Genomic DNA, 13,117 nt, shown 5'->3' on the forward strand with positions numbered 1-13,117 from the left:
AATCCCTGTACACGCTTAGCCTAATCCTCTGCGAAATCGGCCGCGATCACAAGCCTTGTCGCATCCCATTCTTTAACGGCCTCAGCCGTCATCGGGACCATAAAGGTTTTCATGCCTTTTTCAGGCACCGGGTCTTTTTCAATTTCGATAATGTCGCTGGCGCCGAAGTTTTCGACCGCGATAACTCTGCCAACGGTGTCGCCGGTATCGGTCATGGCGGTCAGGCCGATCAGGTCGGCGTGATAATATTCGCCCTCTTCCAGAGCGGGCAAATCATCGCGCGATGACGTCAGAACAGTGCCGCGCAGTTTCTCCGCATCGTTCCGGCTCGTGCACTCGGCAAAGCGCGCCACCGCGCCGCCTTTGTTGTCGGAGCGGATTTTCTTTAGCGTCAGGACCGCGCCCGTATCGCGCGCGATAAATTCGCTGTGTGCGGAGAGCGCCTCGACGCCCTCCCCGAACAATTTGAGGCGAACCTCGCCAGAAACACCATGCGCGCCGGTAATCGCGGCAAGTTCCAGGACCCGGCGCGCATCGTGTGTTTCTGCCATTGGAAAGGCTTACTCAGCCTTTTCTTCGGCTGGACCGCCTTCGGCAGCCTGTTCGGCCATCGCGGTCTTCTCTTCGTCCGATGCGTCTGCCGGAGTGGAATCTTCAACTGCATCAGCAACCGCTTCGGCGGTCTCTTCGGTTTTGACCGAGCCGGTGGCTTCGTTTTCGGTCGCTTCGGCTGCGGTTTCTTCTTCAGCCGGAGCAGCGGCTGCTGCCTTGGCTTCTTCTTCGGCGGCCTTCTTCGCTTCTTCGGCTTCCTTCAGCTTTTCAGCCTTTTCTTCAGCGCGCTCGGTCGCTTTTTCGCCCGGCTTACCCTTGTTCGGGTTGTTGCGTGCGTCACGCTCCATGATGCCGGCGGCGTCGAAGAAACGCAGGACGCGGTCCGACGGCTTGGCGCCGACGCCGATCCAGTAACGCGCACGATCTTCGTCGAGCTTTACGCGGTTCTCGTCATCTTTGGCGAGCAGCGGGTTATAGGTGCCGATCTGCTCAAGATACTTGCCGTCGCGCGGGCTGCGCGAATCAGACACGACGATGCGATAGTAAGGACGCTTCTTTGCGCCACCGCGCGAAAGCCGGATTGCTACTGCCATTTGAAATTACCTTTCGAGTTTAAATATCTGAATTCATGTAGTTTGTTAAAATCATTTCTTGGGGCCGGGTCCGCCGAGGCCGGGGAGACCGCCCGGCATTCCGCCGCCCATGCCTCCACCTGGCCCGCCCAGTCCGGGCATTCCGCCACCGGGTCCGCCCATACCGCCGCCGCCGAACATGGCCGCGAGGCCTTTCAGCCCGCCCATCTTCTTGATCTGCTTCATCGCGCGGCCCATTTCCTGATGCATTTTCAGCAATTTGTTCACTGTCTGCACATCGGTCCCGCTGCCAGCCGCCACGCGCTTCTTGCGCTTGGCATTCATCACACCGGGATGCGCGCGTTCCTTGGGCGTCATGGAACCGATGATCGCGTCCATGTGGACCAGCACCTTGTCGTCCATATTCGACGCAGCCATTGCCGCTTTCGCCTTTTTCATGCCTGGCATCATGCCTGCCAGCATTCCAAGACCGCCCATGTTCTGCATCTGCTTTAACTGCATACGCAGGTCGTTGAGGTCGAATTTGCCCTTCTCGAAATTCTTCGCGAGCTGCTCGGCCTCATCTTCCTTGATCGTCGCAGCCGCTTTTTCGACGAGGCTGACAACGTCGCCCATGCCGAGGATGCGGTCAGCAACGCTGCCGGGGCGGAATGTCTCAATCGCGTCGAGTTTCTCGCCCGTACCGGCAAACTTGATCGGCTTGCCGGTGACAGCGCGCATCGAAAGCGCCGCACCGCCGCGCGCATCGCCGTCCATTCGGGTGAGCACCACGCCTGTAAGCGGCACTTCGCTGGTGAAACTTTGCGCGACATTGACCGCGTCCTGACCTGTCAGGCTGTCGACTACCAACAACACTTCGGTCGGGGCGGAAACGCCGGATACAGCCTTCATCTCGGCCATCAGCGCTTCATCGACATGCAGGCGGCCTGCCGTATCGAGGAGCAGGACATCGAAGTTTTGCAGCTTCGCCGATTCCATCGCGCGCCGCGCAATGTCGACCGGCTGCTGGCCCGCCACGATTGGCAATGTCGCGATATCGACCTGCTCGCCCAGCACCGCCAGCTGCTCCTGTGCGGCTGGCCGGTTTACGTCGAGCGATGCCATCATAGCTTTCTTGCCATGCTTCTCGCGGATCAGCTTACCCAGCTTTGCAGTGGTCGTCGTTTTACCGGAGCCCTGCAGTCCGACCATCATGATGACGACCGGCGGTTTGGCCTCAAGGATCAACCCTTCGGTCTCGTGCCCGCCCAGCGTCTCGACCAGCTCGTCATGGACGATCTTGACGACTTGCTGGCCGGGACTGACGGCCCTCAGGACTTCCTGACCGACAGCTTTTTCGGTGACCGCGTCAATAAACCGGCGCGCGACCGGGAGGGCCACGTCAGCTTCGAGCAGCGCGATCCGCACTTCGCGCATGGCGTCGCGCACGTCTTGTTCTTTAAGAGCGCCGCGGCCCTTGAGCTTGTCAAAGACACCGCCAAGGCGGTCGGACAGACTGTCAAACATCGTCTCTAACTCCCTCATGCCGAACGTGGCACAGTCTAAACGCGAAAAACGCCGGCGAACGAAACCTCGTTGGCCAGCGTGCGGAGTTTCCCCAGGAAAACCCGACTTGAATATGGTTCGGTGGTGGAGCCTAGCGGGATCGAACCGCTGACCTCAACACTGCCAGTGTTGCGCTCTCCCAGCTGAGCTAAGGCCCCATTTCACCGATGTGTGACCCCGTCAAAGATAGGACCAGTGCCCTGCTCTCGCAAGGGAGCGCCCCGATAAGGCTGCTCCCCGCGAAAGGCAAGAATTAATTGTCGTGATCGTCGTCGTCGCCTTTGCCCTTGGACACGCCAAGGTCATCGTCGCCGCCAAGGTCAACATCGTTATCGGGCGAATCTTCTTCGTCATCGATATTCTCGATGTCTTTCAGTTCATCATCCTCGTCATCGGCCAGATCGCTGTCCGCTTCGCCCTCTTTCTTCTTCTTTTCGGGGTCGTCGAACGGGATCGGCTGCTTGGATTTCAGAACCGGCTCCGGCGACCATTCCTCACCGCATTCGATGCAGGTTACGGGATCGTCTTTGCCGAGGTCGTAAAAGCGTTCCCCGCATTTGGGGCAGGAACGCTTGGTGCCCCATTCTGGCTTAGCCATTCTCACTAAATCCTTAGTCTTGCCCGCTCTGGATGGCGGACGCCTGATTTTGCATATTATCGGGACCGGAAACTTCCGGAATCAAGATCGCGGCGCGCCTTGCCAGATGCACGGGGCACTGTCAAAGCAGCGCGTCTTGATCGCCGACCTAATCACGGACCATCGCAATTGCCAGCCCATACCTTTCAATTCTCGAAACCGCTGACCGGGACGATCCGCGTTCCGGGCGATAAATCCATCAGCCACAGGGCGCTGATGTTTGCGTCTCTGGCGCTGGGTGAGAGCACGATCGAGGGGTTGCTCGAAGGGGAGGATGTGCTCGCAACTGCTGCTGCGATGCGGCAGCTGGGCGCCCAGATTGAACGCGGCAATGATGGCACATGGCGGGTATACGGCGCAGGCGTCGGCAGCCTGCTGGAGCCGAAACGGGCGCTCGACATGGGCAATTCCGGCACATCTACTCGGCTGCTTATGGGCCTGCTGGCGAGCAACGGTTTTTCAGCGACATTCACCGGCGATGCGAGCCTTTCAGGCCGCCCGATGAACCGCGTGATCGAACCGCTTTCGCAAATGGGCGCGAGCTTTGAAGCATCTGCTGGCGGCACCCTGCCTCTGATGCTGCGCGGGGCGCTTCCCGCCGTTCCGATCACCTACCGCCTTCCCGTCGCAAGCGCGCAGGTCAAAAGCGCCGTCCTGCTCGCAGGATTGAACACACCCGGCATCACCCGTGTGATCGAGCCTGTCGCGACCCGCGATCACACAGAGCGAATGCTTACCGGCTTTGGCGCGACCGTCGAAATAGGCGAGGAGGACGGCGAGCGCCTGATCTCGATCCACGGTGAAGCTGACCTCAAACCTCAGCATGTCGAAGTGCCCGGCGATCCTTCTTCGGCAGCGTTTTTCATGGTCGCCGCGCTGATCGTGCCAGGCAGCGATATCACTATCGAGAATGTCGGCATGAACGCCACGCGGGCCGGGATCGTCCATGCCCTGCGCCAGATGGGCGGCTCCATCGAAGAGTTGAACACGCGCGAAGTTGGCGGGGAACCCGTTGCCGATTTGCGGGTCCGGCATTCCGCCCTTGAAGGGGCCGATATCGACCCGGCAATGGCGCCCAGCATGATCGACGAGTTTCCGGTCCTGTTCGTGGCCGCCGTGCTCGCCAAAGGAACCACGCGGACGCACGGGCTTGAAGAATTGCGGGTCAAGGAAAGCGACCGGATTTCGGTCATGGCAAAGGCGCTCACACTCGCCGGTGCCCGCGTCGAAGAGGAAGAGGACGGGCTGACAATCCACGGCACTGGCGGCGAACCTTTGGCCGGAACGCCGGAAAATGCCGCGGTCGAAACGAGGCTGGATCACCGCATCGCAATGAGCATGGCGGTTGCCGGTCTGGCGAGCCGCGACGGCGTTTCAATCGATGACACCGCGCCGATTGCCACCAGCTTTCCAACCTTTTTGGGTTTGCTCGAAACTGCGGCACAGGCATGATCGGCGGGCCATCATTGGGAACCGTGAATGCCGCGCCTTAAACCTGTCACCCCCTTGCGAAAGCGTCTGCTGGCCGCAGTGATCATCGTGGTGTTTGCGATCGGATCGGTCTTGTTCCGTAATAATGGCAACTTCGATCTCGCCAGCTTTGGCCTTAACCTGATCCTTGGCAGTATCGGATTTTTGTTTTTGCATCACCGCTGGAAAAAGCGCGAGGCCCGCACCATCACCCCTGAAAAAGCACGGGACATATTTTCATGATCATCGCCGTCGACGGTCCGACAGCATCGGGCAAAGGCACCATCGCGCAGAAACTGGGCGCGCATTTCGGCATCCCGCACCTCGATACAGGGCTGCTATACAGGGCCGTTGGCTATCAGGTGCAATTGAATGATGGAGATCCCGACAGTGAGGGTGACGCGGTGGCCGCCTGCGGTTTTGCCGATGACCTGCTGGCCGATCCCGCCCTGCGCAGCGAAGGCACCGGAAGCCTGGCGAGCCGGGTTTCCGTGCATCCCGCGGTGCGCAGCGCCCTGTTTGAACGCCAACGCAGCTTTGCCACCCAAACCGGCGGCGCGGTGCTCGACGGACGTGATATCGGCACCATCATTGCGCCCGATGCCGACGTAAAACTGTTCATCACCGCCAGTGTTCAAGCGCGCGCGCGGCGACGCTGGCTTGAAATGACGGGACGCGGCGTGGATGTACAACTCGCCGATGTCGAAGCCGACATTGCAAAGCGCGACGCCCGCGACATAAACCGAGCCGATGCCCCGCTGAAAGCCGCTCCCGAAGCTTTGGTGATCGACACAACCAGTTTTGACCGAGAACAGGCGTTTGAAACGGTGCTGGACGCGGTGAAGACCGCGCTGGCTTTAGACTGATTGCGGCGATTGAGCGGGCTAAGTCCGCTTTCCTACTCTGCGTCAGGGTGGGATATGCCGCGGCATGTTTTCGGCACGCAAACCTGCATATTCTCTTAAGGCTAAGGGTGCATTGCATCACGCCGATATTCTGTTTCAGGACCGTGTAACATGCGGTCCATGTCTCATCACGAAGCTGCGGAATGCGGCGAGATTCCCCGAAATTCCTTGCCTACACGCCGCGATTGGACTAGGCGCGCGTCCGTTCTCACAATCGATCTGGTTGACGGAACCTTCGCATGCGCATTCGGCCTTGCGGAGACATACGGCCTCTTGCCCCGTTAGCCGCCGCAATGGTGCGTCGGAGACGGTGAAAGACCCCGGAAAAACCGGTGGCCGGTAGCAAACTGAAATAACAGGAATTTCTCCTCTATGGCGACCTCGCCCAACCCAACGCGCGACGATTTCGAAGCGCTTCTTAACGAACAACTCGGCGGTGCAGAAGACGGCGGCTTTGAAGGCCGCGTCGTAAAAGGCACCGTTACCTCGATCGAAGCCGGCATGGCCGTGATCGACGTTGGCCTAAAATCCGAAGGCCGCATCAACCTCAAAGAATTCGCCCGCGGCGAAGACGATCACGGCCTTAGCGTCGGCGACGAAGTCGAAGTGTATGTCGACCGCGTCGAAAACGCCGATGGCGAAGCGATGCTCAGCCGCGACCGCGCCCGCCGCGAAGCCGCCTGGGACAAGCTTGAAAACGAATTTGGCGAAAGCGCCCGCGTCGAAGGCCGCATCTTTGGCCGCGTCAAGGGCGGCTTCACTGTCGACCTCGACGGCGCTGTGGCATTCCTGCCCGGCTCGCAGGTCGATATCCGCCCCGTGCGCGACGTTACCCCTCTGATGGACATGCCGCAGCCGTTCCAGATCCTGAAGATGGATCGCCGCCGCGGCAACATCGTGGTTTCGCGCCGTGCCGTCCTCGAAGAGACACGCGCAGAACAGCGCAGCGAGCTGATCGACAAGCTGGCCGAAGGTCAGGTCATCGAAGGCGTAGTCAAGAACATCACCGATTACGGTGCATTCGTTGACCTCGGCGGTATCGACGGCCTGCTGCACGTCACCGACATGAGCTACAAGCGGGTCAACCACCCGAGCGAAATCATCGAAATCGGTCAGACTGTCACCGTGCAGATCGTGCGTATCAACGCCGATACGCAGCGCATCAGCCTCGGCATGAAACAGCTCGAAAGCGATCCGTGGGACGGCGTCTCCGCCAAGTACCCGATGGGTGCGAAGCTGACCGGTACCGTAACCAACATCACCGAATATGGTGCGTTCGTCGAATTGGAGCCGGGCATCGAAGGTCTGGTCCACGTCAGCGAAATGAGCTGGACCAAAAAGAACGTCCACCCGGGCAAGATCGTTTCGACCTCACAGGAAGTCGACGTCATGGTCCTCGAAGTCGACAGTGAAAAGCGTCGCATTTCGCTCGGCCTGAAGCAGGCCCAGCGCAATCCGTGGGACGAGTTTGCAGAGAAGTTCCCGGTCGGCGCGGAAGTCACCGGCGAAGTCAAGAACGCAACCGAATTCGGTCTGTTCATTGGTCTCGACGGCGATGTCGATGGCATGGTCCACATGTCGGATATCGCATGGGGCATCTCGGGCGAAGACGCACTGGCGCTCCACCGCAAGGGTGAAGAAGTCAAAGCCGTCGTTCTCGACGTCGATGTTGATAAAGAACGCATCAGTCTCGGCATGAAGCAGCTGGAAAAAGGCGCTCCATCGGCAGACGGCGCAGACACCAGCAGCCTTCGCAAGGGCTCGACCGTCACTGTCACCGTCCTCGAAGTCCGCGATGGCGGCCTCGAAGTGCAGGTTGGCGACGACGGCGCGACCGGCTTCATCAAGCGCAGCGACCTCGGCCGCGACCGCGACGAGCAACGCTCCGACCGTTTCCAGGTTGGCAGCAAAGTTGACGCGATGGTCACCGGTTTCGACCGTTCGAAAAAACCGAACTTCTCGATCAAGGCGCGTCAGATTGCCGAAGAGAAAGAAGCAGTGCAGCAGTTCGGTTCGTCCGACAGCGGCGCGTCGCTCGGCGACATCCTGGGCGAAGCTCTCAAGAAGGGCGACGAATAAGCCGAAGGTTTTTGAGCCTTCAGCCGCACCGCGACAAAGCGGAGCGGTAGGGTAACGGGAAAGGCCCGTTTGCAGCGATGCAGGCGGGCCTTTTCTGTTGGCCGTGACGTGTTACAATCGCGCCCATGACCATACACATCCATCAGTTCCCCTGCCTGTCCGACAATTACGGCTTCCTCGTTCACAACTCTGTCACGGGGGAGACCGCTGCTATCGATACGCCCGATGCGCAGGAGTATCTGAAACAGGCCGAGGCCAAAGGTTGGACGATCACGCATATCTGGAACACGCATTGGCACCCCGACCATGCGGGCGGAAACAATGCGATTGTCGAGGCGACCGGCGCACGGGTGCTTGCTCCCGCCGAGGTCGAAAAGCTGTCGCCCATCGACCGCGTCGTCAGTCATGGCGACACTGTGAATCTGGGCGAGCATACGGCGCAGGTCATTGACGTATCAGGACACACGAACGGACACATTGCGTATCACATCATCGAAGAAGGCGTCGCATTCGTCGGTGATGCGGTCTTCGCGCTCGGCTGCGGGCGCATGTTTGAAGGTGAACCGGAGCAGTTCTGGAACAGTCTTGAACGGATCAAGCGTATTTCCACCGCAACCACGCTCTACTGCGCGCACGAATACACGCAGGCAAACGCGAAATTCGCGCTCCACGCCGATCCCGACAACGAAGCGTTGCAAGAGTATGCCGAGGAAATAGACGCAAAGCGGGCTCGCGGTGAGGCAACGGTCCCAACTGTGCTGTCACGCGAGCTGGCAACCAATCCGTTCCTACGGGCGGACGACCCGGCGATGATGGCCCGATGGGGCGGGAGCGCGCCGCACGAGACATTCGCCGCGTTGCGAGAGGCGAAAGACAATTTCTAAATCAATGCAGGCACTGCGTGTCGAGCGCCTGAGCGATGATCTGAGCGGCGTGCAGTTGATCGACTTGCCAGTTCCTCAAAGGGCGACTGGAGACGTTCTCGTGCGGGTCAAGGCAGCCTCACTCAACTATCCCGACCTGCTCATGACGCAGGGCAAATATCAGTTCAAACCGCCCCTGCCCTTCACCAGCGGCCTCGAAATGGCGGGCGAGGTGATTGAGGCGGACGCAGGTAGTGCATTCGAGCCGGGCGACCGCGTTATGGGTGGTCAAAAAACGGGTGCGTTTGCCGAATTGGCAAGCGTTCCTGAAACATCGCTTTCATCAGTGCCCGGCAAAGTAAGTTTGCCATCAGCGGCTGCGATGGGCGCGGCATATTCGACCGCATATACCGGCCTGGTCGAGCTATGCGCGGTCAAGCCGGGCCAGAGGGTGTTAATCCACGGCGCGAGCGGGGGAGTGGGTCTTGCCGCAGTAGACCTAGCCAAGGCGATGGGAGCGCGGGTCATCGCGGCGACCGGCAGAGAGGAGAAGCGCGGCAGGATAGCGTCGCTCTATGCACCCGATGCTGTTATTCACGCTGTAGGGCGCTTTCGTGAACAGGTTTCTGAAATAACCGGCGGTGCGCTGGCGGACATCGTGTTCGATCCGGTTGGCGGAGATATCTTCGATGAAAGCACACGCTGCGTCGCGTTTGGCGGCAAGCTGGTTGTGGTCGGCTTTACCGGGGGAAGGATCGCAGATGTCGCAACCAACATTCCCTTGATAAAGGGGTTCTCCATCCTTGGCCTTAGGGCGGGCGAATACGCGCGGCGTTTTCCCGAGCGCGGGGCGGCGATCAGCGCCGCGATCGCGCAGCTTGCAACCGATGGCAAAATCACGCCTGCAATTGATCGCACTCTGCCGCTTAGCCGGTGGCGCGAGGGGTTTGAGGCAATGTCAAACCGCCAATTGGTGGGCAAAGTCGTGTTCGAACCTGGCAGCTGATACAGGAAGGGCGGCCAATGCAGGCCGCCCTCTTCATTGTCAGAATATCGCAGCTATCCGCCTTAAAGCGCGGCGATCACTTCATCGGCCAGCTTTGCGTCATCTTCGCTGGTGTGGCGATCGGCGATCAAAGCGCCAGAAGCTGCCGCAGCCGCCTCCACCGCTTTCGCTTTGACACCGGCAATGGCTTCACGTTCTGCTGCCGAGATCTTGTCTTCGGCCATGCGCTCACGGCGGGCGATCATCGCTTCGCTATCGGCCTCGGCTTTTTCCAAGATGGCGTCGGCCTCGCGCTGAGCGCCTTCCATCATCTTTTCCGCATCAGCTTCGGCGCCAGCGATCTTGGCTGCATATTCGTCGCGGAGCTTTTCTGCTTCGGCGCGCAAGTCCTTGGCTTCATCAAGCTGCTTCTTGATTTCGGCAATTTTGGAATCGAGGCCGCCAGTCACAATACCGGGAACCTTCTTCCACAGCATCACACCGATAAGCACGAGCATCGCGAGCGAAACCCACGCATAGCTATCGAGACCCAGAGCAGACGGCTCGGCATAACTGCCGGCGGCGTCGCTGGTGAATGCCTCTGCAGGCTCTGCTTCGAAAAGTTCGGGTGTATCTGCGCCGGGATTAGCCATTGGCGAGAGCCTTTTTCACAGCGGACCGTGCGGTCCGTTTGTCCACTTTGGCACCCGCTAGGCGGGCCAGAATGTCCTGAGTTGCTTCAGCAGCCACGCTTTCGACTTCCGTCATGGCGTCGATACGGGCCGCTTCGATACGGGCTTCAGCCTCAGCTAGCTGGGCATCCAGCCGTTCTTGCGACTTGGCCAGCTTCGTTTCGGTTTTGGTAGCGGCCTTGATCTTTGCATCCGCGATCAGTGACTGTGCCGCCGCGCGGTTTTCATTCTCACGCACACGCCACGCATCTTCCTGCTCATCCGCTGCGTCTCGTGCACCTTGAGCAGCGGCAAGATCGTCAGCAATCTGCTTGTCGCGCAATTCGACGGTCTCCATTACCTTGGGCACCATACCGCGACCGATAAGGAAGAATGTGATGCCAAAGAAGATCAACGTCCAGAAAATCTGGCTGGACGCGAATTCCGCTAGCTGAGCTATTTGTGGCATGAGCCGGATCCGAAAATGAGAACAGGTTGAGGATCAGCGGGCTGGCACACGCATTCGCAGGCCAGCCCGAAAGATCGAAATCGTTTAAACGACGAAGATCAGGATCATCGCAACGACGAACGCCAGCAGGCCGAGAAGTTCGGCTGCGGCGAAGCCGATGAACAGACGGCCCTGCTGGCCGTCTGCGGCGCCCGGATTGCGCAGCGCGCTTTCGAGGAACGAACCGAAGACGTTACCAACGCCGATGGCTGCCATACCGGCACCGATTGCTGCGAGGCCTGCGCCTACGAGCTTGGCTGCTTCTGCTTCCATTATAAAAACTCCTTGAAAATCAAAACTGTGTGAATGGAAAGGGATAGATTAGTGAAGGTGCTCGGCGTCATTGATATACAGCGACGTCAAAAGCGCGAAAACGTAAGCCTGAATGCCAGCGACCAGAATTTCGAGCGCGCTGATAGCGATCATCAGGGCAAAGCTGGGCACACCGACAAGCAGTCCGATACCCGCGCCTGCATTCGTCCCGTCGATTACGAAGGTCGAAAGCACTTTCAGCAGGACGTGTCCCGCCATCATCGCGACGAACAGTCGCAGGGCGAGGCTGAACGGCCGGATGAGGAACGAGAAAAATTCAATCAGCGCAATCGGCAGGATCATCGGCACCGGGGTGCCATGCGGCACAAACAGCGAGAAGAATTTAAAGCCATGCTTCCAGAAACCAACGATCAGCACGATGGAAAAGCTGATTACAGCCAGAACACCGGTGACGGTAAAGTGACTGGTGAAGGTGAAGGGATGCAGGCCGAAAATACCGATTGGCAGCAGGCCGAGCAGGTTCGCGAAGAGGATGAACATGAACAGGCTGAAGATGTAAGGCGTGTATTTGCGCCCCTCTTTGCCGACATTCGCTTCAAGCATGTCGTCAATAAAGCCGGTGAAGCTTTCGACTGCCATCTGCCAGCGGCCCGGCACCAGCTCGCGCTTCATACCGCCAGCCACGAAGGCCCATAGCAGAAAGACCGTGATGGCCATCCACAACGCAGAATTTGTAAAAGCGATGTTGAAACCTTCAGCAAGGTCCCAGTTGTCAGAGCCGAAAAGCGGTTCAAGTTGGAACTGCTTCATCGGATCGACTTTGCCCTGATCGGCTGCCACTGTCTGTCGGTCCCTAATACCTTATGCGAAACGCGCCCTTTTTATCGATCCTCATCCGGATCGTCAGGACGCGCATTCGCCGCTCGAATAATGTTCCTGAAGGCGACGCCTATTCCGAAGAACAGGCCAGCCAACAGACCCCATGGCATGGTCCCGACGAGCGCATCGAACGCCCAACCGATGATCAAACCTCCGAAAATCCCACCCAGCAGGTCCGCAAGCACCCGGTTGCCGCTGCGATAATTCGCATCGGCTCCTTTGACCTTTGGCCGGTTGCGTTCGTCTTCCCGCTCGCGAGCAGCTTTGAGCCGCGCCTCGAGCGCGTCGATCCGCGCATCCTCAGCTATGGATTCTCGTGCGGGCTTTTCGTCGCTCATGCCTGCTTCCAATTAGGGGTTGCGAGGCACACGCATTGAAGTGCCCGCCAAGGGCGTGGCCCCCTTAGAAGGGGGGCATAACCGAGTCAACCATAGCGCGTGTGTATTTGGCGCAAGAATTGGTGCGAAATTGCTTCTCAGGCTCGCGATCTGCTTTTGCCCCTACGGACAGCGCGGATCGCGAACAGGCGGCGCACTCGTGCGTGTCTGCCAGGTTCCATCAGGAGCCTGATATTTTTCGCCGGGGACTGTGCGGGCAATCGCCTGGCAACCGGCAGTCAGGGCGTATTCTTCCACAGTGGCGTTGTTCTCGCTCGCCTTGCTGGAATAGACCGCCTTGCGTTTGATGTTGATGTCGTTGACCAACCGGCGAAGCTGGGGTGTGGCGTTACCGACAATGCCGAGATAGCCGTCCACCTTCTCCCCGATCGAGCCATCGGCACGCGCCGCAGCGTAAGCAGGGTCGCGCTGCGCCTGAGCCGGGGCGGCAAAAGCGCCTGCGGCAACCGCGCTAGCCGCGATTGTCAGGGCAAGTTTGCAAAGCGTGTTCATTGTCTTCAACCTCTCGAAATGATCGCTGTCTGCGGATCAGAATATGTCCGCATTCTCCTCGATCGTATTGGCCGCGTCTTCGGCCAACTGGTAAACTACGTCGGCCCGGATATTGATATTTAGCTCGATGACAATCGGTTCATCGGGCGCAGAAACATTGACGCAACCAATCAGCGCCGATGTTCCGGTCATTATCAATCCGGCCCTGACCATCATTCGCTGCCTCCCCCATCCATTGCGCTTGCAACGCATAGTTGTGGCAGGACC

Annotated in this window: 17 protein-coding genes and 1 tRNA gene; 6 read left to right on the plus strand and 12 right to left on the minus strand. The window is 59.2% G+C overall.

What is annotated here, in order from left to right:
• Positions 1–20: 20 nt before the first annotated feature.
• The 5 genes from rimM to ACGHU1_RS11710 all read right to left on the minus strand — a co-directional run bounded on the left by rimM (position 21) and on the right by ACGHU1_RS11710 (position 3,288).
• A complete protein-coding gene (gene rimM / locus ACGHU1_RS11690; RefSeq protein ID WP_390587122.1) occupies positions 21–551 on the minus strand; it encodes a ribosome maturation factor RimM in 531 nt (176 codons plus the stop codon).
• 9 nt (positions 552–560) lie between these two features.
• On the minus strand, positions 561–1,145 hold the full coding sequence (gene rpsP / locus ACGHU1_RS11695; RefSeq protein ID WP_390587123.1) for a 30S ribosomal protein S16: 585 nt from the start codon (positions 1,143–1,145) through the stop codon (positions 561–563).
• Positions 1,146–1,196: 51 nt separating this feature from the next.
• A complete protein-coding gene (ffh, locus tag ACGHU1_RS11700) occupies positions 1,197–2,651 on the minus strand; it encodes a signal recognition particle protein (RefSeq protein WP_390587124.1) in 1,455 nt (484 codons plus the stop codon).
• Between the two features lie 121 nt (positions 2,652–2,772).
• Positions 2,773–2,848: transfer RNA gene (locus ACGHU1_RS11705), tRNA-Ala, on the minus strand.
• A gap of 95 nt (positions 2,849–2,943) precedes the next feature.
• Positions 2,944–3,288, minus strand: a complete 345-nt coding sequence (locus ACGHU1_RS11710; RefSeq protein ID WP_390587126.1) for a TIGR02300 family protein — start codon at positions 3,286–3,288, stop codon at positions 2,944–2,946.
• A 168-nt stretch (positions 3,289–3,456) separates the two neighbouring features.
• On the opposite strand from ACGHU1_RS11710, the gene aroA reads away from it, so the two are divergent.
• The 6 genes from aroA (at position 3,457) to ACGHU1_RS11740 (ending at position 9,650) form a co-directional block, all read left to right on the plus strand.
• Positions 3,457–4,779, plus strand: a complete 1,323-nt coding sequence (gene aroA / locus ACGHU1_RS11715) for a 3-phosphoshikimate 1-carboxyvinyltransferase (protein ID WP_390587127.1) — start codon at positions 3,457–3,459, stop codon at positions 4,777–4,779.
• A 27-nt stretch (positions 4,780–4,806) separates the two neighbouring features.
• A complete protein-coding gene (locus ACGHU1_RS11720) occupies positions 4,807–5,040 on the plus strand; it encodes a hypothetical protein (protein ID WP_390587129.1) in 234 nt (77 codons plus the stop codon).
• Positions 5,037–5,663: a (d)CMP kinase gene (gene cmk / locus ACGHU1_RS11725; protein WP_390587131.1), complete on the plus strand. Its 627-nt coding sequence runs from the start codon at positions 5,037–5,039 to the stop codon at positions 5,661–5,663. Before ACGHU1_RS11720 ends, cmk begins: the two co-directional genes overlap by 4 nt.
• A 411-nt stretch (positions 5,664–6,074) precedes the next feature.
• Positions 6,075–7,781 carry a 30S ribosomal protein S1 gene (gene rpsA, locus ACGHU1_RS11730; RefSeq protein ID WP_390587132.1) on the plus strand — a complete coding sequence of 569 codons (1,707 nt, stop codon included), beginning with the start codon at positions 6,075–6,077 and terminating at the stop codon, positions 7,779–7,781.
• 125 nt (positions 7,782–7,906) lie between these two features.
• On the plus strand, positions 7,907–8,665 hold the full coding sequence (gene gloB / locus ACGHU1_RS11735) for a hydroxyacylglutathione hydrolase (RefSeq protein WP_390587134.1): 759 nt from the start codon (positions 7,907–7,909) through the stop codon (positions 8,663–8,665).
• A 4-nt stretch (positions 8,666–8,669) separates the two neighbouring features.
• Complete coding sequence (locus ACGHU1_RS11740; RefSeq protein WP_390587136.1) at positions 8,670–9,650, plus strand: NADPH:quinone oxidoreductase family protein; 981 nt, start codon at positions 8,670–8,672, stop codon at positions 9,648–9,650.
• Between the two features lie 62 nt (positions 9,651–9,712).
• Here the strand turns inward: ACGHU1_RS11740 and ACGHU1_RS11745 are convergent, their stop codons facing one another.
• The 7 genes from ACGHU1_RS11745 to ACGHU1_RS11775 form a co-directional block, all read right to left on the minus strand.
• Positions 9,713–10,282 (minus strand): hypothetical protein, encoded by a 570-nt coding sequence (locus ACGHU1_RS11745; protein WP_390587138.1) that lies wholly within the window; start codon positions 10,280–10,282, stop codon positions 9,713–9,715.
• The gene (locus tag ACGHU1_RS11750) at positions 10,275–10,769 is read right to left on the minus strand and encodes an ATPase (protein WP_390587140.1); all 495 of its coding nucleotides are present in this window, start codon (positions 10,767–10,769) and stop codon (positions 10,275–10,277) included. The genes ACGHU1_RS11745 and ACGHU1_RS11750 overlap by 8 nt, the downstream gene beginning before the upstream one ends.
• Positions 10,770–10,853: 84 nt before the next feature.
• Positions 10,854–11,081 (minus strand): F0F1 ATP synthase subunit C, encoded by a 228-nt coding sequence (locus tag ACGHU1_RS11755; protein ID WP_390587141.1) that lies wholly within the window; start codon positions 11,079–11,081, stop codon positions 10,854–10,856.
• Positions 11,082–11,129: 48 nt separating this feature from the next.
• Entirely contained in the window at positions 11,130–11,891 is a 762-nt protein-coding gene (locus ACGHU1_RS11760; RefSeq protein ID WP_390587400.1) for a F0F1 ATP synthase subunit A, read from the minus strand.
• Positions 11,892–11,962: 71 nt separating this feature from the next.
• Positions 11,963–12,298, minus strand: coding sequence for an AtpZ/AtpI family protein (locus tag ACGHU1_RS11765; RefSeq protein WP_390587143.1), 336 nt, complete (start codon positions 12,296–12,298; stop codon positions 11,963–11,965).
• A 162-nt stretch (positions 12,299–12,460) separates the two neighbouring features.
• Positions 12,461–12,850: a YdbL family protein gene (locus ACGHU1_RS11770; protein ID WP_390587145.1), complete on the minus strand. Its 390-nt coding sequence runs from the start codon at positions 12,848–12,850 to the stop codon at positions 12,461–12,463.
• A gap of 36 nt (positions 12,851–12,886) precedes the next feature.
• Positions 12,887–13,042 (minus strand): YnbE family lipoprotein, encoded by a 156-nt coding sequence (locus tag ACGHU1_RS11775; protein WP_390587147.1) that lies wholly within the window; start codon positions 13,040–13,042, stop codon positions 12,887–12,889.
• Positions 13,043–13,117 lie beyond the last annotated feature (75 nt).

It is taken from the genome of Erythrobacter sp. MTPC3, assembly GCF_042854385.1.
Lineage (GTDB): Bacteria > Pseudomonadota > Alphaproteobacteria > Sphingomonadales > Sphingomonadaceae > Erythrobacter.